At 45.0% G+C, this 20537-nt stretch carries 12 protein-coding genes; 10 read left to right on the top strand and 2 right to left on the bottom strand.

Annotated features, from left to right (window positions below; translation table 11 throughout):
• The first annotated feature begins 54 nt into the window (after positions 1–54).
• The 5 genes from JGK07_RS24420 (at position 55) to JGK07_RS24400 (ending at position 7151) form a co-directional block, all read left to right on the top strand.
• The gene (locus tag JGK07_RS24420; RefSeq protein WP_293193390.1) at positions 55–810 is read left to right on the top strand and encodes a tetratricopeptide repeat protein; all 756 of its coding nucleotides are present in this window, start codon (positions 55–57) and stop codon (positions 808–810) included.
• A gap of 398 nt (positions 811–1208) precedes the next feature.
• Positions 1209–1964: a tetratricopeptide repeat protein gene (locus tag JGK07_RS24415; protein ID WP_293243005.1), complete on the top strand. Its 756-nt coding sequence runs from the start codon at positions 1209–1211 to the stop codon at positions 1962–1964.
• A 353-nt stretch (positions 1965–2317) separates the two neighbouring features.
• Complete coding sequence (locus JGK07_RS24410; protein WP_293185143.1) at positions 2318–5128, top strand: chloride channel protein; 2811 nt, start codon at positions 2318–2320, stop codon at positions 5126–5128.
• A 656-nt stretch (positions 5129–5784) separates the two neighbouring features.
• Positions 5785–6906 carry a glycosyltransferase family 4 protein gene (locus tag JGK07_RS24405; RefSeq protein WP_293185141.1) on the top strand — a complete coding sequence of 374 codons (1122 nt, stop codon included), beginning with the start codon at positions 5785–5787 and terminating at the stop codon, positions 6904–6906.
• Between the two features lie 11 nt (positions 6907–6917).
• Positions 6918–7151: a hypothetical protein gene (locus JGK07_RS24400; protein ID WP_293143588.1), complete on the top strand. Its 234-nt coding sequence runs from the start codon at positions 6918–6920 to the stop codon at positions 7149–7151.
• 124 nt (positions 7152–7275) lie between these two features.
• Here JGK07_RS24400 and JGK07_RS24395 read toward each other — a convergent pair whose 3' ends face one another.
• Complete coding sequence (locus JGK07_RS24395; protein WP_293185139.1) at positions 7276–8211, bottom strand: exopolyphosphatase; 936 nt, start codon at positions 8209–8211, stop codon at positions 7276–7278.
• Positions 8212–8277: 66 nt separating this feature from the next.
• Here JGK07_RS24395 and bioF point away from each other — a divergent pair, with 66 nt between their 5' ends.
• Both bioF and JGK07_RS24385 read left to right on the top strand, forming a co-directional pair.
• Positions 8278–9450: an 8-amino-7-oxononanoate synthase gene (gene bioF / locus JGK07_RS24390; protein WP_293193391.1), complete on the top strand. Its 1173-nt coding sequence runs from the start codon at positions 8278–8280 to the stop codon at positions 9448–9450.
• 396 nt (positions 9451–9846) lie between these two features.
• Positions 9847–9996 carry a hypothetical protein gene (locus JGK07_RS24385; protein ID WP_293143575.1) on the top strand — a complete coding sequence of 50 codons (150 nt, stop codon included), beginning with the start codon at positions 9847–9849 and terminating at the stop codon, positions 9994–9996.
• A gap of 332 nt (positions 9997–10328) precedes the next feature.
• On the opposite strand, the gene JGK07_RS24380 is transcribed toward JGK07_RS24385, so the two are convergent.
• The gene (locus JGK07_RS24380; protein WP_293185135.1) at positions 10329–11696 is read right to left on the bottom strand and encodes a TldD/PmbA family protein; all 1368 of its coding nucleotides are present in this window, start codon (positions 11694–11696) and stop codon (positions 10329–10331) included.
• Positions 11697–12191: 495 nt separating this feature from the next.
• On the opposite strand from JGK07_RS24380, the gene JGK07_RS24375 reads away from it, so the two are divergent.
• The 3 genes from JGK07_RS24375 (at position 12192) to JGK07_RS24365 (ending at position 20247) form a co-directional block, all read left to right on the top strand.
• Positions 12192–16847 (top strand): PAS domain S-box protein, encoded by a 4656-nt coding sequence (locus tag JGK07_RS24375; protein WP_293243001.1) that lies wholly within the window; start codon positions 12192–12194, stop codon positions 16845–16847.
• Between the two features lie 264 nt (positions 16848–17111).
• A complete protein-coding gene (locus JGK07_RS24370; RefSeq protein WP_293193394.1) occupies positions 17112–17969 on the top strand; it encodes a DUF1361 domain-containing protein in 858 nt (285 codons plus the stop codon).
• Between the two features lie 304 nt (positions 17970–18273).
• Positions 18274–20247 (top strand): ABC transporter ATP-binding protein/permease, encoded by a 1974-nt coding sequence (locus tag JGK07_RS24365; protein WP_293193395.1) that lies wholly within the window; start codon positions 18274–18276, stop codon positions 20245–20247.
• Positions 20248–20537: the final 290 nt, after the last annotated feature.

The following is a 20537-nucleotide window of genomic DNA, read 5'->3' as shown; positions in this document are numbered from 1 at the left end:
AGAAACTTTCAGCTTTAAAAGTTATAAAACCACACTCAACCATCAACTAAAATCATGAATTTTAATCGACGACTACCAGCAGCATTAATTGGTTTAACTGCAACTATTATCATCGCCCAGCCGCCCGCAGTTGCAACAAACTCTGCCAAATCAATCAGTGATAGTTATGCTCGAATGGATTTGTCTGTGCGTGTGGCCAGCAAGCCTCTGGGGAACGAGCAAACAGCAGAGGAATTTTATAATCTGGGTGTCAAGAAGTACCGCGAAAAAGATTATCCGGGTGCTATAGAGGCTTACGATCGAGCAATTGCGCTTAATCCTAATTTTGCCAATGCCTATATCGGTCGGGGTAATGCCCGGGATGATTTAGGAAACAGCCAGAGTGCGATCGCCGATTACGACCAAGCCATAAAAATTGACCCCAAAAATGCCTCAGCCTACTTGAACCGGGGTGTTACCCACTTAAGGTTAAAAAACAATCAGGCTGCGATCGCCGATTACAACCAAGCCATAAAAATTGACCCCCAATATGCTGAAGCCTACATCAAGCGGGGTTTTATCCTGTATATCTTAGCAGACAATCAAGCTGCCCTCGCCGATTACAACCAAGCCATAAAAATTGACCCCAATAATGCACCAGCCTACATAGGCCGGGGTGGTGTACGCGCACAATTAGGAGACAAGCAAGAAGCGATCGCAGATCTTCAGAAAGCCGCCGACTTATTTCAGAAACAAGGAGACAATGAGAGTTCTCAAAAGGTGCTAGAGTTAATTAAAAAAATTCAAGGCACACCGTCAAGTCCTCAATAATCTAGAGAGCATCGAACACGCTAACTTGGGTAGTGCGCCCTCTTGAACTCGCACTACCAAAAACAACTTTTTGCAAAAAAGAGTATAAGTAGGAGGGTAGGCAAAGAAAGGTACTACCCCTACAGATTTATCTAAATCATTTATGATTCAATACGCTTGGGTTAGCAATTGTCCGAAGAGAGGAACGAAGCATAAGCCCTAGCCCTTTCAGGGCGGCTTCGCCAACGGGCAGGCACGCGCCAACGCAGAGTCTATTTTTCATATCGTTTTATTGACCGGACGGTCTTAACCCAAGCGTATTGATTTATGATTGCCATATCAAAAATATTTACTGTTTGGTATAACACAGGATTTCTCAGATTTGACAGTTCGGAAAAAATAAATTTTTAACTAAAATTATGAACTTACATCACCGAATACCAGCAACATTAATTGGTTTAACTGCAACTATTTTCATCGCCCACCACCCCGCAGTTGACGCCAGAGAAGCTAAATCGATCGCGGTCGCACAGATTGAGCATTACGATCGAGTGGATTTGTCCGTGCAGCTTGTGAGTGAGGCTGGGGCGCCTGGGATGACGGCGGAGGAATTTTATAATTTGGCTGGACAGAAGTACCACCAAGGAGATTATCAGGGCGCTGTAGAGGCTTGCGATCGAGCAATTAAGCTTAATCCTAATTATGCCAATGCCTATATGGGCAGGGGTATCGCCCGAGCAAAATTAGGAGACAAGCAGGGTGCGAAGGCAGATTTTGACCAAGCCCTGAAAATTGACCCTAATTATGCGTTAGCCTACTACAACCGAGGTTTAGTCCGCGATCAATTGGGAGACAAGCAGGGTGCGATCGCCGATTACGACCAAGCCCTAAAAATTGACCCCAACAATGCTCATGCCTACTATAACCGAGGTGTCACCCGATCGAGCTTAGCAGACAAGCAGGGTGCGATCGCCGATTACGACCAGGCTATAAAAATCAACCCAGACTATGCTGAAGCCTACGCCAACCTTGGTATTGCGCGAGCGATATTAGGAGATAAGCAGGGTGCGATACAAGATTTACAAAAAGCCGCCGACTTATTTCAGAAACAAGCAAGAAAAGATGATTATGAAAAGGCACTAAACCTAATTAAAAGAATTCAAGAAAAATCATAAATTTTTCAACACTTTGTAATCTCAATTAATGTCGCAGCTAATTCATCTTCTTTAATGTGTTGCCACTCTAATTAAATTTGCTTCATTTTGGAACAATGCTTAGGCAAGAACAAAGATATATAAACCCTGCTCTTCCTACTTTGACCATAACTGTTCAACCTCCTGACATCGATGTATTAGACCGTCGTCTTGTAAAATGATTATTTACGAGAACTGCTATAGTATAGAAATCAAAATTATGGCATCGAAAAAATAGTAAATTAGCCATTAATATTTGCTGTATTTCCCCAAACATACCGAATGTTTGCTAAAGTCTAATCGAGCATACAATTCTTAGGTCATCTACCCTATTTATGCCGTACATTACTATCCCTAAACAACTTAGGGAACCTTCCAGCGTCATCGAATCTCAGCTTTTTTTACGCCCCAAACGCCTCGCTATTTTTGAAGCTTGCCTGATCGGTTTAATTTCAGGATTGGCTGGCGTCTTGCTCAAATTAGGAGTCGGATGGCTCGGCAGTTGGCGAGTTGCTACCTCAACGCTAATTCCAGCTTTAATTTTGCTTCCGGCTGTCGGTTTATTAGGCGGGTTTCTAACAGGTTTTTTAGTTGAACGTTTCGCTCCAGAAACTGCTGGTAGTGGCATTCCTCACGTCAAAGCTGCCCTCGCTGGTGTCAATCTTTCTTTGAATTTACGAGTAGCTGTCGTTAAACTTCTGACCACTATTTTAGCAGTTGGTTCCGGTTTAACCCTGGGAAGACAAGGCCCAACCGTCCAAATTGGAGCGTCTTTGGCCGGCTGGATAGGTAACTTGATGCCGACTTCCCCAGACTACCGCCGCCAATTGATTGCTTGCGGTGCAGCGGCGGGACTGGCTGCTGGTTTTAATGCTCCGATTGCAGGGGTTTTGTTTGTAGTTGAAGAACTGCTGCACGATGTTTCTGGCTTGACTTTAGGTACGGCAATTATTGCTTCTTTCATCGGTGCGGTTGTTTCGCAGCTTTTGGGCGGAGATAGTTTAAATCTCAATTTGCGAGAGTATAAAATTAGTTTTTTTCCTCAGGAAATTCCGTTCTATATACTGTTAGGAGTTTTAGCGGGATTGCTGGGAGCTTTGTTCAGCAAAGGGATTATTGCTGGTTTGCACTTCAATCGAAAAACGCTGAAATTAGCCTTACCTTGGCGAATTGCTTGTGCGGGGTTTATCTGTGGTATAGTCATCGCTGCTTTGCCAGAAAATTTTCGCAATAATACTGGTTTGCGCGAGTTTTTGCTAACCGGAGAAGCTAGCGGAACCACCAGTTTAATTGCTTTTATCGCTCACTTTTGTTTGACAATTCTTTCCGCAGCTTCGGGAGCTCCGGGAGGATTGTTTGCACCTTCTTTAGTTCTCGGTTCGGCACTCGGCCATATCGTGGGAATTATCCAAGCACATTGGCTGGGTGTTGGTTTGCCGGTAACTTACGCTTTGGCGGGAATGGGAGCGTTTTTTTGTGCGGTTTCTAGGGCGCCGATTACGGCGGTAGTTATTGTGTTTGAAATTACGGCGGATTTCAAATTAGTGCTACCTTTGATGATCTGTTCTGTAGTTGCTTATTTAGTCGCCGAAAAGGTGGACAGCGGCTCTTTGTACGATCGCCTTTTGGAGTTTAGCGGCATTCATCTCACCAAAGATAAACCTGCGGTTGATGGTTTGAGCGACTTGTACGCAGCTAACGTGATGCAGCGCCGAGTTGAAACTCTTTCGAGTCAACTGACTTTCGATGAAGTGATGCAGGCTTTTTCGCGATCGCACCACCGCGGCTTTCCGGTAGTTGAAAATGGTAAACTGGTCGGAATTATCAGTCAAACCGATTTAGCAAAAGCCAGCGAGCAGAATTTGTCCGGCAAGACACTGCTCAAAGAATTTATGACTGCACAGCCGATCGCAGTCAAAGCCAAGGATACCCTAAGCGAGGTACTGTACAGACTCAATCACTACAATATCAGCCGCTTGCCCGTCATAGAAGGACGGCATCTAGTTGGAATTATTACTCGCAGCGACATAATCCGAGTAGAATCCGATCGCCTCAGCGGAGAAACAACCCAAGGCCCGCATCCAGAACCATCCTATGTAGTGTATCAAACCAGAGCGCCACAAGTCGGAAACGGCCGCTTATTAGTGCCGCTTTCCAACCCGCAAACAGCACCCGCCTTGCTGCGACTCGCGGCCGCCATTGCGCGCGATCGCAATTATGAATTAGAATGCCTGCAAATCATCATCGTACCGCGCAACAGTTCCCCCTCAGAAAGCGCAGTGCGAACCACAAAAAGCCGCCGCCTGCTGCAACAAGCCGAGCGCATTATCCGCAATTGGAACTTGCCAGTACACACTCAAATTCGGGTAGCTCACGACGTGCCTCACGCGATTTTAGAGACAATTAGGGAGCGTCACATTGACCTAATTTTGATGGGCTGGCAAGGCGAATTATCCACAACTGGACGCATTTTTGGCGATGTGGTCGATACCGTAATTCGGCAAGCAGGCTGCGAAGTAGTTTTAGTTAAATGGAGCGAAAAACTATTAGTAACACGCCAGAAAAATGAGTTTTCAGCCGCTAGCAGCGGGCGGGAATATGCGTCTACAGAATGGCAGTTAAATGCCGCAGGAGTTGATGACGCAGAAAATTCTCAATTTGTGACATCAAATTCATCAGCGACACCAGAGACTGAATTTTCCTCGCCCAATTCCGACATTCGGGCGCCAGAATTGGGATTGCACACACTGATGGGTTTGCAGCGCTGGTTAGTACCAATTCGCGGCAGTTACAAGCAAGCTGCGGCATTGCGGCTGCTACCTGCTTTCGTGGCTGCGAGTGCCTTATCGGAGATTAAATTGTGTCAGGTGCACCAGCCTTCTGTTGCGGAGCCCTCGCGCGCCGAATTAAAGCAAGCTGCGAAGTTTATTCAGGGGCGGGTTAGTTGTGAAGTAATAGTGACTGCGGTTTGCGCTAAGTCGGTGTCGGATGCTTTAATTGATTTGGCTCAAAACGATCAATGTGATGCGATCGTCCTGGGAGCCAGTCGCGAAGGGCTGCTGAAACAGGTAATTCAGGGGAACATCCCGGAAGCTGTGGCGCGCGGATGCGACTGTACAGTCATATTAGTGCGATCGGCATCCTAGCAAAATCATACCATTGGCGATCTTAGATTTTAGTCGTAGCGTGCGTCGCCATCAACAATCCCTAAATCATAACGGTGTTCAAAAAGATGAGGTACGTTGTTGGGCTTCAGCCCCTCTTAGTGTTTATTATATAAGCCGTCAGCCATACCTCATCTTTTTGAGAAAGGCTATATATGCAAAATCATCAAGCGACGCACCTTACACTTTAGCAAAATCCTAAGCTGTACCGCATTTAAATCGTATATTTTGAGATGTGAGTCGTAGGGTGCGTCGCACTCGAACATCCCTAAATTATATCAACAATCTCATGAATCCGCATCTTTCACGTGGAGGCTTGTACAAATGTTTTTATGAATAATTTATACCAATTTTCAACGAAATAACAGTATTCTTGTTCCCCCCCTGATTCATGAGGGGGCTAGGGGGGGTCGAAGAGTGTTGCACAATTTTAGAGAAATGGTATTAATTAATCAACCCTCAATAAACCCCAAGGTGCGCCAGGGCAAAAATCCTGAATTTGTATTGAAAACCTTCTCACCTCAATAAACCCAAGGTGCGTCAGGGCAAAAATCCTGAGTTTGTATTGAAAACCTACTCGCCTGACGCACCCTACAATCAATAACAAATAACCAATAACCAATAACCAATAACTAATTATGGTTCACTTTAACGTCGGCTTTCAAAATTTTAATTCCTTCGCCGACATTACCCTATCGCTGGCGAAAACCCTAGACAAAATGGGGATTTCTATTTCAGTCGAACCCTCAGAAATCGCATCTCACCTCACACGCTATTCCACAGCCGAAGAAAACCACCTCCTAGCCAAGTGGATGAACACCGCACCATCAGATTTATTTCAGCTAAAATGGTCTCATTATTGGAAACCTTTCTTTTTAAAAGAACTCAGCGGACACCTCAACTTAGAATTTTTTGCCATTAATTACGAATTCGCCAGAAATGATGATGAATATGATTACTGGATTTACGATGCTGTCAACAATTCATCCCACATCATAGCCGTCAGTGAATATTCTAAAAACGTTTTAGTCCAAGCTGGATGTCCGACAAAAAAAGTCTCCGTCATACCTCTAGGTTTCAATCCTTTAATTTCGCAACTCTATTCTTCCAGACCTAAAAAAAACCAGAACGATGTAAAATCTATTCTGCACATGACCAATTCTTTTGACTTGTATAGATTTGGCACGGATCTCGCCATCCAAGCATTTTATCAAGAGTTTCAAGATGATGCCAACGTAGAGTTGATCGTCAAAGATGGTGGCAAAAATCCTGATGCCATAACCGAACATATCATAAATATGGAAAGACAATTCGGCAAATTAAAGCCGAAAATAGAGATAAAGCCTAAATTTTTTACTAAAACAGAACTAGCGGATTTATACTTATCAGCAGATGCTTTTTTGGCTCCGTTTCGTGGCGAGGGTTTTGCGATTAAAATTTTGGATGCCTTTGCTGCGGGTTTACCAGTCGCTATGACTGTGTACGGTGGCCCGACGGAGTACGCAAATAGTGCTAACTGTTATCCCATTGCTCACGATCTAATTCCCGTCGGAGAATGTTACGATACTCAGTATCTTAAAATTAGAAATGCTCCTCATTGGGCCGAACCAAATGTTGAGTCTGTTCGCGAACAGTTGCGAAAAATTGTGGAGGATCCCATGCGTTTTCAGGTAGCCCAAAAAGCTCGGGAGACGGCGGATTTATTTAATTGGGAAGCGACAGGCAAAAAATTGTTAAGATTAATGCGAGAGTTGTTTTAGGAGCAGAAATTATGGGACTCGAACGCAAAATGTTTAGGGGAATGTTTTCGCCTAGCGAAGTGGTAAGATTGAAGCAGCCTTGTTTTACTCCTGGGCGATTGTTTGAAGCAGGAAATTATAACGCTGCCGATTTGCCGGATGTGGCTTTTGATATGGGTTTAGTAGATTATTTGCCGCCAGTCAAAGGCAAGAGTGCAGAAAATTTCAACGCCCCGAACCCCCAACCTCAAAACCTTGAGGACTAAACTCCCGCTAGCAGCAAGGACTTGAGTTCTAAACATTCCCTTTTGTAGTAAGGACTTGAATCCTGAAAATTTAAATCATCAAAGACTCAAGTCCTGACTGCCAAAAATATCAAGTTAATTTAATTTAACCCTTTTGCTCAATCTGGGCAATTAACTCTTTCAAAACTTTACTAGCTTTATCATTTTCAATCTGACAAGTTCCCGCATTCCGGTGGCCGCCCCCACCATATTTTAACATTAACTCCCCTATATTAGTTTGAGAAGTTTTGTTGAAGATTGACTTACCAACGGCGAAAACAGTATTTTGTTGCTTCAGTCCCCATAGTGTGTGAATCGAGATATTGCACTCGGGGAACAAAGCGTAAATTACAAAACGATTTCCCGCATAAATCACATCTTCGTTACGCAAATCTAAAACGACTAAATGATCGTAAACTTTGGCGCAGCGCTGTATTTGGTCTTCAAATTTTTGGGATTGCTCGAAGTAAAGGTCTACTCTTTCTTTCACATCAGAAAGCTGCAAGATTTCATCGATGGTATGATTTTTGCAGTAATCAATTAACTCCATCATTAACTGATAATTGGAAACCGTAAATTCTTTAAACCTGCCCAAGCCAGTGCGGGCGTCCATCAAGAAGTTTAACAGCACCCATTCTTCCGGTTGCAAAACCTCTTCTTTGGCAAATTGAGCGGAGTCTGCTTTGTCAACTGCTAGCATCATCGCCTCGGAAATATCAGGAAATTTTGCTCTGCCTCCATAATATTTATACAGCACTCTGGCTGCGGAAGCTGCATAGGGGTCAATGATGTGGTTGATTTTGATTTTTTCATGTCTGAGAGTTTCGCTAAAATGGTGATCGAAAGCTAGATGAACTCCCTCAACATATGGTAAATTGGTGGTAATATCGTTATTTGTTATTTCGATTTTTCCATCCTGCATATCTTTAGGATGCACGAATTTAATCTCGTCTATCATATCGAGTTCTTTGAGTAAAACGGCACAGACAAGACCGTCAAAATCACTGCGGGTGACTAATCTGTATTTTTTAGTGAGTGGCATATGCTTCTCTGATAGGCAGGGACTGATTATAAGACAATATAACTTATTACTCGATCGCTGGACAATATGAATGCAGACCCTTACGCTTGGCTAGAGAAGTCCCTGGACACTGTTCGCCGGGCCGATTGGTATCGATCGCCACAATTGATCGAAAGCTGTCCGGGGCCTGTGGTAAAATTAGCAAGCCGTTGGCTGATTAACTTTGCCAGCAACGATTATCTGGGACTTGCCGGCGATGACAGGTTGATTCAAGCGGCGATGGCTGCAACTAAGGAATTTGGTACGGGTGCGACGGGTTCGAGGTTAGTCAGCGGACACCGCGATTTGCACCGACAGCTAGAACTGGCTATTGCTAATTTAAAACAAACTGAAGACGCTTTAGTATTCAGTTCCGGGTATTTAGCGAATTTAGGGGCGATCGCATCAGTTGTCGGCCAGCGCGATTTGATATTATCTGACAAGTACAATCATTCGAGTCTCAAAAATGGAGCCATACTCAGCCGTGCAACAGCGCTAGAGTACAATCACTGCAATCTTGAGGATTTAAAAGCCAAGCTAGAACAAAATCGTGCTAAATTCCGCAAGTGTTTAATTATTACCGATAGCGTGTTTAGCATGGATGGGGACTTGTGTCCGCTGCCGGAGTTGTTAGCTTTGGGCGAGCAATTTAACTGTATGGTATTAGTAGATGAAGCTCACGCTACAGGAGTTTTCGGTGCTAGCGGTGCCGGTTGTGCAGAACATTTCGGCTGTAAGGGATTGCCGCTAATTCAAGTTGGCACGCTTAGCAAAGCTTTGGGAAGTTTGGGCGGCTACGTTGCGGGCTCCGCTACTTTAATTGATTTTCTCCGCAATCGAGCCGCGAGTTGGATTTATACTACAGCATTGACGCCGGCTGACACGGCGGCTGCTTTGGAAGCTGTGAGAATTGTACAGCAAGAACCAGAGCGCCGAGTTCGGTTGCAACAAAATATTGAAACTTTCAAATATGGGGCGATTACCAATCGCCAATTACCAATTAGCAATTCCCTCTCCCCAATTTTCAGTCTGCTGTTAAAAGATGCAGCCACAGCTTTAGCAGTTAGCAGCCAACTCAAGGAAATGGGTATTTTGGCTGTGGCGATTCGGCCTCCGACTGTCAGTGTCAGTCGCATTCGGATTTCGCTGATGGCAACTCACGAGCTCGCACACCTTCACCATTTGCTAGAGGTGCTGGGGGAAGTTTTCAGTTTTGACTAAGGCACGTACCTTTGCTTTGGCGCTTTTGTCTATATCAAAGAGCGCTGAAGCGCAACTACGTAGCCCAAGCGCAACTACGTACCTAAGAGCGCCCAAGCGCAACTACGTACCTAAGAGCGCCCAAGCGCAACTACGTACCTAAGAGCGCCCAAGCGCAACTATGTACCTTTGATTTGGGAAATTATTTTGTTGGGAAGCGGGAATCTGACCGACGCCTACTATTTAAATTATTGGAAATGTCAAGATATCGCTATTGACTTATGCGAGATAGTATACACTATTGTGGTCGATCGGTCAATAACTGTAAACTTTTTGTAAATTTAGATACTTTTTGAAATTTTGCGCTATATTAAAGAAGTAGGAGTTACACCAAATTTAATATAAGGAACGTTCACCATGAACACAAATCGCCAAAACGTAAAAAAAATCGCTGAAACCCACCGCGCTAACATTCAAAAGCAACTGATGCACCGCATCGAAGTCGCTAGAGCCAGCGGCAATCAAGATTTGGTTCGGGTGCTTGAAGATGAGATGAGACAGCTTTAAGTCGCTGCCACTAAAATTAGCCCGTAGTTTGGTTGAGAGGGTTGCGCGAGAAATGCAGAATTCCCGCAACCTCTACCCGATAATTTTTCAATCCTCTCTTAGTTGGTAGAAAAAAACCCGGTTTCTTCAAGAAACCGGGTTTTTTATTGAACTCTTGGGTTCGCCGATGGGGATAAAAACTGTTGAGTTCAAAACTCAAAATTCAAAACTCAACAGTTTTTATATAGCGGTTCTAAAAAAAGTGAGGTATGCCCTATGCCCTATGCCCTATGCCCTATCCCCTATGCCCTATCCCCATGAGTACCTCATATGAAAGCTCGAAAGGCTATATATTATCTGCCTCCGACTACAACATTTTTGATCCGCAAATGGGGGCCGCCGACGCTGACAGCTAAACCGCTTTGGCCACCTTTTCCACATCCGCCGTAGGCATAAACTGAGTCGTTGCCGATCGACTCAATATCCTTTAAAGTCTGAAATACGTTGCCGCTTAAGGTGACATCACTCACCGGTTCGGCCAATTTGCCGTTGCGAATCATGAAGCCTTCGGCTGCTGCAAAGGTAAACATTTCGCCGTTGGTTTGTCCTCCCAACATCCGTACTGCATAGACTCCTTCCTCAATGTCGCCCACCATTTCATCGAAAGAATGTGCGCCAGATTCGATCGCAGTATTAGTCATCCGCACCAACGGCATAAAAGTAGCGCTCAAAGCCCGAGCATTTCCCGTCGGAGCTTCCCCCATTTTGCCCGCAGTCTCGCGATTGTGCATTCTCGCTGCTAAAACTCCATTTTTAATTAAATGCTTGCACTGAGCAGGCACTCCTTCGTCGTCGTATTTGAGAGTTCCCGGCAATCCCGGCAATGTTGCGTCGTCAATTACGTTCAATTGTTCGATCGCCACAGGCTTGCCCAAAGTCAATAATTCCTGCATTTTCGGGTTTTCGTAAATGCCGTCAGCTTCCGACAAATGGCCGAAAGCTTCGTGAATAAATACCCCCGACAAATAAGGGTCTAAAATCACTGGATACTGGCCGCCTTTGACCGGTTTTGCTTCTAATTGGCCCACAGCTCGCACCGCCGCGCTTTTAACACGATCTTCAATATTTGTCAAGACATTGTAATCCGATCGCGAATGAATCGATTCAAACCCTTGACGGACGACACCGCCTTCCCCGCGGGCGATCGCCCCAAACCGCCCCGTCACGTCCAAACGCTCTTGAGCAATGCAAGTGCCTTGAGAATTCACAAAATAAGTAATCCCGAATCGATCGCTGTAACCGGCCATTGTCGTCTGAATTCGCGGGTCGAAATCTAACAGCAATTGGTTGTAAGATTCGAGCAACTTGCGTTTTTCTGCTAGAGTAATAGACCGCGGATCGCGACCGAATTCCACCGCTACATAATCTTGAATCGGAGTGACATCTGCTAGTACAGTTTTTTCGCTACCTACCAAACGAGACTGCACGACAGCTTCTTCAATCCGGGCTTTTAATTCAGCCAAACCGTTAAATGTTACAAAACTCCAGCCGCCTTTGTGACAGGCGCGGATGCCGCCGGCTAGACTGAAACTGCGGTTGACTGCATCTAACTGAGGGCCGCGAAAACTAATGGCTGTTGACTCGCTTTGTTCGAGGCGAACTTCTAGATAATCTACTCGATCGCGGTAAGGTGCGATCGCTTCCATCAACTGTTCCTGCATCAAATTGCCCCTATGAATTATTTGCGCCCAGCGCTGACAAAAATTATTGCTAACCTTATTTTAGCCAACAAATCCCGTGTTTCGGGTGCGCGAGTCTGGAGAGTGGGAGAGGGGGAGAGGGAATTGGTGTCAACAAACACGTCAAATGTAATTCCAGTCTTCTGTCTGATGATTAATGCCAGATCCCCCCTAACCCCCCTTAGGTCGGGGGGGACAAGAAGCACTCAAAGTCCCCCTTCTTAAGGGGGATTTAGGGGGATCTGGCTTCGGCTGCGAACGAAAAATACAAAAGTTTTTGACCTTAAGTTGACACCAATGGGGAGAATGTGCGAGGAAATTGAAATAAACAATTGAGATGTACAACAGCTTAGAACACACAAAACTCGTGCAGACTTGTGAAAAGCTCCGTCTGCCGGAAATCTTGCATCGGCATAGGAAAATGAAACTAAAATAAATCTATCTAAAGACTTAAAAATATAGTTGAACTGCCGACAGATGGAATACTTTAAGCTGAAAAAATTCCAAATTTCACCGTATTTAGCAGCATTTTCGGCATTAGTAGCAATTTTGGTCGGAGTTGGCATTTTAGACCGATCGGAACAAGAGCGATTTTTGCAACACAACCGCGCTAGCACGATCGATCGGCTCAGCACAGTCCGCTCAAAGTTGGAAGGTTCTTTGAATTCCCGGCTATTTTTGATCCGGGGATTGGTAGCTGACATTTCCCACAACCCAGACATCACCGCAGCCGAGTTTGCAGCTACGGCGAGAATTCTGCTGGCACAGCAAACCGGCATTCGCAACATCACTTTAGTTAAAGGGACGACGATCGCTGATATTTATCCGAAGGATGGAAATGAAAAGGCGATCGGCGTTGACTTGATGACGCTACCCAAACAGCGGCAAATGGTCGAAGATGCGATCCACACCAGAAAAACTCTGCTTGCCGGGCCCGTGCAATTATTGGAGGGAGGCGTGGCCTTCATCAGCCGATCGCCAATTTTTCTGACCCCCCCCGACGCCGAGCCCGAAACAGGAGTTTACTGGGGGTTGATCGGTGTGATCCTCGAAAAAAATGTCCTGCTTGAGGAAGCGGGACTCAACGATCCCTCAGCCAAGGTGCAATACGCTGTCCGGGGGAAAGACGCGAAGGGAGTGTCAGGTGAGGTGTTTTTCGGCGACAACTCGATTTTTCAGAACAATCCGGTGGTGTTGGAAGTGATTTTGCCCAACGGTTCCTGGCAGTTGGCAGCAATTCCCGCAGGAGGATGGCCCGAGAATTCGCCACGGCGGGGGTGGTTGCTCTCAGGAGGTGGCTTGCTGGCAGTTTTGAGCGGGGTGGCGGTTTTTACGGGGATGTACGGCCTATCGATGCTGCGATCGAGCGAAGCTAAGTACCGACAACTGGTTGAGAACGCTAACAGCATGATTGTGCAGTTAGACAATGAAGGCAAGATTACTTTTTTTAATGAGTTTGCGGAAAATTTTTTCGGGTATTCACAAGCAGAAATTCTTGGCAAAAGTGCGATCGGCACAATTGTAGATCCGGCCACATTGTCGGAAAATCAGTTAGTCATAATGATTCGAGACTGTGTGGCACAGCCGGACAAATACTTCAAACACGAAAATGAAAACATCCGCCGCAATGGGGAAAAAGTCTGGATAACCTGGAGAAACAAACCTGTGGTCGATTCCAAAGGGCGATCGATCGGGCTGCTGTTCGTCGGTACAGACATTAGCGATCGCATCCTAGCAGAAGCCGCGCTGCAAGCGAGCGAATCTCGCTATCGGGCAATTATTGAAGACCAAACCGAACTTATTTGCCGTTTCTTGCCCAGCGGAGTTGTGACTTTTGTCAACGATGCCTACTGCCGCTATTTCAATAAATCGCGATCGGAGCTGATCGGCAATTCTTTTATGCCTTTGATTTGGGAAGAAGATAGAAACTTTTGCAGCGATATTTTCAATTCTTTAAGCCTACAAAATCCCGCTATTACCTGGGAACACCGCGTAATTCTCGACACGGGCGAAATTCGCTGGATACAGTGGACTGACAGAGCAACTTTTGACGATCGAGGTGCGGCGATCGAATACCAAGGAGTGGGGCGCGACATTAGCGATCGCAAACAAGCTGAACTCGCCCTGCAAGCTTCAGAAGCAGAATTGCGGGCATTGTTCGCTGCCATGAACGACGTAATTTTTGTGTTCGATATTGAGGGACGCTATCTAAAAGTTGCCCAGACAAATCCCGAACTTTTGTACAAGCCACCGACGGAAGTTATAGGTCAAAAAATTCACGATCTATTCGATCCAGAAACAGCAGAATTTTTTTTGGAGCAAATTACTATCGCTGTCTCTACTAATCAAACTTTGAATTGTGAATATCACCTGGAAATTGGCAGCGAACAAAAGTGGTTTGCTGCTACCATTTCGCCAATGAAAGACAACACGGCTTTGTGGATTGCCCGGGACATTACCGAGCGCAAGCAAGCTGAAAATTGGTTGACAGGTCAAAAACAAATTTTAGAAATGATTGCTCAGGACGCAACTCTTGGCGATACTTTAAATACTTTAATTAAAATTATCGAACAGCAATCTAAAAATGTCATGGGTTCGATTTTGATTCTAGCTCCAGACGGCAAACATTTGCTGCACGGAGCCGCGCCCAGTTTGCCAGAAAGTTATAATGCTGCTATTAATGGAGTAGCCATCGGCCCGAATGTCGGTTCTTGCGGCACTGCTGCCTATCGCTGCGAACAGGTGATCGTTACAGATATTGCCAGCGATCCTTTGTGGCAAGACTTTCGAGATTTAGCCTTGAGTTTTGGACTGAGAGCTTGCTGGTCTACTCCTATTGTCTCATCTGGGGGTCAAGTTTTGGGAACTTTTGGTATGTATTACGCCCAACCGCGCACTCCCCAAAATTTTGAGCTGCAATTGATAGAATCTGTCAGGCATTTAGCGGGAATTGCGATCGAGCGGAAACAGGCAGAAGAAAGTCTCAAACAGCTCAATGAAGAACTAGAAAATAGAGTCGAACAAAGAACTGCTCAATTGATGCAAACAGAAGAACGCTGGCAGTTAGCACTCAAAGGTAACAATGACGGCATTTGGGATTGGAACTTGCAAACAGGAGAAATATTTCTGTCCGATCGATTTAAAGAAATCACGGGATACGAACACATCCCCATGCTCGATTACTTTGACGAATGGAACAGAAACACGCATCCCGATGATTTAGATTTAGTAATGCAAGCTTTCCAAGACCATTTAGACAAAAAAACGCCGCATTACATCACCGAATACCGCTTGTGGTGCTACAACAGCACCTACAAATGGATACTCAGTCGCGGACAAGCTTTGTGGGATGCATCTGGAAAAGCTGTCCGCATTGTTGGTTCAATTACTGACATCACGGAGCGCAAAGAAGCAGAGGAAGCACTACAAAAAAGTGAAGCGAAATTCCAAAAAATGTCTGTAAATGTGCCGGGAGTAATTTATCAATGTTTGCTTGGTGGAGATGGTTATTTAAGTTTCCCTTACGTCAGTCCTGCTTCCCTAGAAATGTTTGAGCTAGAACCAGAAAGTCTTCGTAAAAATGCGGCTTTGCTAATAGATTTGGTTCATCCCGACGACCGCCAAGATTATAACGAATCTGTTGCTATTTCAGCGCAAACTTTGCAACCTTGGTACTGGGAAGGACGGTTCGTGCTGCCTTCAGGAAAAATTCACTGGTTTCAGTCAATTTCGCGTCCTGAAGCTAAAGCAAACGGCGATATTCTTTGGGACGGTATCACTATTGATATTACGAATCGCAAACAAGCTGAGTTAGCTTTGCAAGAGAGCCAGCAGTTTATTCAAAAAATTGCGGATGCTACTCCCGGCATTTTGTATCTTTATGACTTGGAAGAACAGCGAAATGTCTATGCTAATTCTTCTATGGGCACGCTTCTTGGCTATACATTTGATGAAATTAAAGCGATGGGTTCATCACTAATGACTCAGTTAATTAACCCCGAAGATTTGCCAAAAATTTTGGAATATCACGCGAGCTTTGCAGAAATTAAAGATGGCGAAATCAGGGAAATTGAGTACCGGATGCTGGCAGCAAACGGTGAATGGTTTTGGCTGCAAAGTCGGGATACTATTTTTAGCAGAAATTCTCAGGGTCAGTCAAAGGTAATAATTGGATTTGCCCAGGATATTACGATTCGGAAACAATCAGAGGAAGCTCTGCGACAAAGCGAGGCGCGAGAAAGAGAAAGAGCTACAGAGCTAGAGTCAGCGCTGCGGTCATTGCGCTCTGCTCAATCTCAACTCATTCAAACTGAAAAAATGTCTTCTTTGGGTCAATTAGTTGCAGGCATCGCCCACGAAGTTAATAATCCGGTTAACTTTATTCACGCTAACATTGCTTATCTACACCAGTATACTACACAGTTGCTGGATCTGGTGAATCTTTACGAACATGAGTATCCCGAACCTAATGCAAAAATTGTCGATCGCATTGCAGAGATTGATTTGGATTTCATGACTGAGGATCTAAGAAAACTTGTAGGTTCGATGCAGGTGGGAACCGATCGCATCCGGCAAATTGTGCTGTCGCTGAGAAATTTCTCGCGGCTGGACGAATCGGCAATGAAGCCTGTCGATATTCACGCGGGAATTAATAGCACTTTGTTGATTTTGCAGCATCGCTTAAAGAGTCACGATAGGCGCCCGGAAATTGAAGTAATTAAGGAGTTCGGGAAACTGCCACCGGTGGAGTGCTATGCCAGCCAACTGAATCAAGTGTTTATGAATATTATTGCTAATGGAATTGATGCTATTGAAGAACAATATCACAAGTTGTCAGTTCCAGAAGCAGCGACTAAGAGCGGCCGGATTGTGATTTGCACTGGTGTCACGGCCCAGGGCACTGTGAGGGTGGAAATTTCGGACAACGGTACGGGGATTCCGCAGGCGGTGATCGATCGCATTTTTAACCCGTTTTTTACGACAAAAGCTGTGGGGAAAGGTACTGGCTTGGGAATGTCGATCGCGCACTCGATTGTGGTAGAAAAGCACAAGGGCAAGATTGACTGTTTCTCCCAAGTCGGAGGCGGAACGACTTTTGCGATCGAAATTCCGATCGGCAAAACCTATCTGTAGGTTCCTTAGGTACGTTGTTGCGCTTCAGCGCTCTTTCATAGATCGTCGAAGAGCGCTGAAGCGCAACAACGTACCTTTATGTAATGTGACAGCGGGGAGCGAGAAGTGGCTAGCTGACGCACCCTACAAATCAGACTGTCAACTGTCAACTGTCAACTGTCAACTGTCAACTGTCAACTCTTCCGAATGCTATAGCGACTAAGATAGATTCACGCTGCTGAGAAAGCGGTGCTGCATGAAACCTTTAATTGTATAAAAACTGACATGATGGGATTAATCCTGGAAGCGATCGCAGCAATGGGACAGAATGTCCGCTGGATGTCTTGGAATTTGTTTTTAGGTTTAGTACCGCTGGCGTTGAGTTTTTGGCTCTTCCGCAAACCTCGATCGCGCTGGCTGCTGTGGGGTACGTGGGTTCTCCTGGGCGCTACTTTTTTGCCTAGCACGCGCCATGTTGTGTCCTATCTCAAGCACATTGTGCAAGATGTGGGTACAACTTACGTTTTGGGGGCGATCGCAATTACGCTAGCACTAATGGCTTTAGATATCTGGGTGCTGCGACAGCGCGGAGTTCGCTCTCTCCGCTGGTGGGGCGGTTTTTTCTGGTTTATCGCGTTTTTGCCCAATGCACCCTACGTTTTAACTGATATCATTCACCTGATCGAGCAGATTAAAGAGGGGAACTCGGTGTGGGTGGTGACATTGGCGCTGATTCCGCAGTATCTGGTGTTTATGTTGGCGGGATTTGAGGCCTATGTACTGTCGGTGATGGGTTTGGGTTACTATCTGAAGCAACAGGGTTGGGGTAGATTTATTCTGGCAACGGAGATAACTATACACGCACTTTCGGCGATCGGCATTTATTTAGGACGATTTATCCGGTTCAACACTTGGGACATCCTGACTAACCCCGATGCGTTGGTTAACACCGTCATGAATGATTTGATTGGTAAGCGTCCGGTTGTAGTAATGGCTGCAACATTTGTCGTTATTGCTGTTTTGTATTGGGTGCTCAAGCAAGTTAGTTTGGGGATTAGCCACCGATTTTACTACAATCTATCGTCGTCGGAGTCGATCGGCGAAACCACCACTTCTCCCGATCCCATAGATTTAAGATTTTAGATTTACCCCACAACTAACCTACAAACTGTTTGCGTCTCCACGACTTAAATCGGAAAACAAATATTCCTCTGTGAGTGACATCATCTCCGGTAAAATAACCGCGATCTGGTTTGTAGTGAGGACTTTAGTCCTCTGATTTTCATGAGGACTAAAGTCCTCACTACAAACCAATTTAATTGTAGTCGTGACCGCGCACCTCATAGGAGACCAATCTCTTCCCTAAACTCCCAAATAAATTACTGCGACAATGGGGAATCAAACTTGATATGTTAGAACAGTTGAAGTAGTTTTGCAAACAGTAAAAATGAATCGATTTGACCGTCAGTTGTGGGAAAAATTTATTGCGATCGCTCAGCCTTACTTTTATCCTTTAGAGCCTGGAGGAGGCAGGGTTTTTCTGGGATTAGTAGCGCTGTTATTAATATTTCTGTTCGCTGCTATGTTTGTACTCGTTAGTGTTGTATGTTTGGGGGGTGCCGCTCTTTTTCCGGATTTTGTCAATAATATTGCTGCTGGGTTAGTTAGTTTGTTGCAGCAGATTATTGATTCCCCGACAATTATCATTGTTGCCTTGATGCTAATTATTCCTTTGAGCGCTTTTTGGTTTTTTAAAGGCAGATTGATAGCGCATTGGCAGTCGTGGTTTTTTTTAGCTTTATTGCTGTTATTGTCCCTGTCCGTAAGCGGTTTGAATGTAATCATTAGTTACGTCAGTAACTTTTTCAATACAGCACTGGCAAAAAAAGACCAGCTCAATTATTGGAAGTATCTTTTTGTCTATGCAGGGGTTTTTGCAGTCGGCACTCCCATTGTGGTAATTTACGGCTACATCCAAGATAAATTGAGTCTCTACTGGCGACAGTGGATGACAAATAAGTTCCTGGACAAGTATTTTAAGAATCGGGCTTATTACGAAATAAATTCACACAAGGAAATCGACAATCCCGACCAAAGAATTTCTGAAGATGTCAAATCGTTTACTCGTACAAGTTTGACATTTATGCTGGCGCTCCTGAGTTCAATAGTTAATATCATATCTTTCACGGGTATCCTGTGGTCAATCTCGAAACAACTTTCAATTTTCCTGATTGTCTATGCTATGTTGGGGACGACCGCCAGTCTGATTTTTGGTCAAAAATTAGTGCCTCTGAATTTCGAGCAACTTAAACAAGAAGCTAATTTCCGCTACGGACTGGTTCACATTCGCGACAATGCTGAATCCATTGCCTTTTATGGAGGGGAAGAGCGAGAATCGATCCAAATAAAGCAGCGGTTCGTGGAAGTATTCCGCAATTTTAATTTGCTAATTGGCTGGCAGCGAAATTTGGATTATTTTACAACTGGATATGGGTATGCTGTGGTGATTATTCCGGCTTTGTTTCTCGCTCCTGCTTATTTTGCCGACACAACCGATACGATTCAGTTTGGAGACATCACTCAGGCGGGTTTTGCTTTCCGTCAGGTTTTAGCCGCTTTTTCACTGATTGTCAGTCGCATTGAACCCCTTAGTTCTTTTGCAGCTAGTATCAATCGTTTAACTGTATTTACAGATACTTTGGAAGCAAAAAAGGCGGTATCTCGTGCCGGAGGAACTACTATAGATGTCGTAGTAGATTCTCAGTTGATGCTGAAACAGGTTACTTTAGATACTCCGAAGCATCAAAAGACTTTGATTAAGGATTTGTCGGTAGCGGTGTCGCCGGGAGAAGGACTGTTAATTGTCGGTGAAAGCGGTTCTGGGAAGAGTTCTTTGCTGCGGGCTATTGCGGGTTTGTGGGACTCGGGAACGGGTCGTCTGGCGCGGCCGGAATTGGGAGAAATGCTGTTTTTGCCGCAGCGTCCTTATCTGATTTTGGGCAATTTGCGATCGCAACTTCTCTATCCCAATACCAGCAGCAAGGTTGATGAGGAACAATTGCGCTGTGTTTTGGCATTAGTCAACTTAGCAGATTTGCCGGACAGATTGGGCGGTTTTGATGAGGCTTTAGATTGGGTCGAGATTTTGTCCCTGGGAGAACAGCAGCGTTTAGCTTTTGCCAGATTGTTGTTGACGAAACCGCGATATGCTATTTTGGATGAGGCTACAAGTGCTTTGGATTTGAAGAACGAGCAACTTTTATACGAACAGTTGCAAGCAACTAAAACTACATTTGTGAGTGTGGGCCACCGATTGAGTTTGTTGAAATATCACCAGCAGGTTTTGGAACTTTTGGGTGATGGGAGTTGGCGACTGCTTTCGACCGAAAAATACCGCGATAGTACGAAGGTTTTTGGCTGATACAGCGCTGGTTTCAAAAATTGTGAATTTACTCGTTTTTTAGTTTTTGGTTCGTGCTGGGTGGCGGTACGGTTGGAGATTTATCGCGCAGGTGCTACAGATTAATCGCTCATCGCCTTGCCTCCACCCTACAAAATTTCGACGCTTGGTTGCATTCTTTTTTTGAAGTGGTATCAAAATGGATAATTTGGGTATTGTAAAACTTCATTCAGTTTGTAAGCATAAGTAATCAAGCATGGTATTATGTGGTCAGGAGGTTGAGAATGCAGCTAACAGAACGTCACATCATT

Origin of the sequence: Microcoleus sp. PH2017_24_DOB_U_A (genome assembly GCF_020738205.1) — a bacterium.
In the GTDB taxonomy this organism is placed as follows: domain Bacteria; phylum Cyanobacteriota; class Cyanobacteriia; order Cyanobacteriales; family Microcoleaceae; genus Microcoleus.
This window is presented reverse-complemented; position numbering and strand designations above follow the sequence as displayed.

Excerpts from the sequence above, each read along its gene's own strand:
- JGK07_RS24420 (WP_293193390.1), top strand. The coding sequence starts at position 55 with ATGAATTTTAATCGACGACTACCAGCAGCATTAATTGGTTTAACTGCA.
- JGK07_RS24415 (WP_293243005.1), top strand. The coding sequence starts at position 1,209 with ATGAACTTACATCACCGAATACCAGCAACATTAATTGGTTTAACTGCA.
- JGK07_RS24410 (WP_293185143.1), top strand. The coding sequence starts at position 2,318 with ATGCCGTACATTACTATCCCTAAACAACTTAGGGAACCTTCCAGCGTC.
- JGK07_RS24405 (WP_293185141.1), top strand. The coding sequence starts at position 5,785 with ATGGTTCACTTTAACGTCGGCTTTCAAAATTTTAATTCCTTCGCCGAC.
- JGK07_RS24400 (WP_293143588.1), top strand. The coding sequence starts at position 6,918 with ATGGGACTCGAACGCAAAATGTTTAGGGGAATGTTTTCGCCTAGCGAA.
- JGK07_RS24395 (WP_293185139.1), bottom strand. The coding sequence starts at position 8,211 with ATGCCACTCACTAAAAAATACAGATTAGTCACCCGCAGTGATTTTGAC.
- bioF (WP_293193391.1), top strand. The coding sequence starts at position 8,278 with ATGAATGCAGACCCTTACGCTTGGCTAGAGAAGTCCCTGGACACTGTT.
- JGK07_RS24385 (WP_293143575.1), top strand. The coding sequence starts at position 9,847 with ATGAACACAAATCGCCAAAACGTAAAAAAAATCGCTGAAACCCACCGC.
- JGK07_RS24380 (WP_293185135.1), bottom strand. The coding sequence starts at position 11,696 with ATGCAGGAACAGTTGATGGAAGCGATCGCACCTTACCGCGATCGAGTA.
- JGK07_RS24375 (WP_293243001.1), top strand. The coding sequence starts at position 12,192 with ATGGAATACTTTAAGCTGAAAAAATTCCAAATTTCACCGTATTTAGCA.
- JGK07_RS24370 (WP_293193394.1), top strand. The coding sequence starts at position 17,112 with ATGATGGGATTAATCCTGGAAGCGATCGCAGCAATGGGACAGAATGTC.
- JGK07_RS24365 (WP_293193395.1), top strand. The coding sequence starts at position 18,274 with ATGAATCGATTTGACCGTCAGTTGTGGGAAAAATTTATTGCGATCGCT.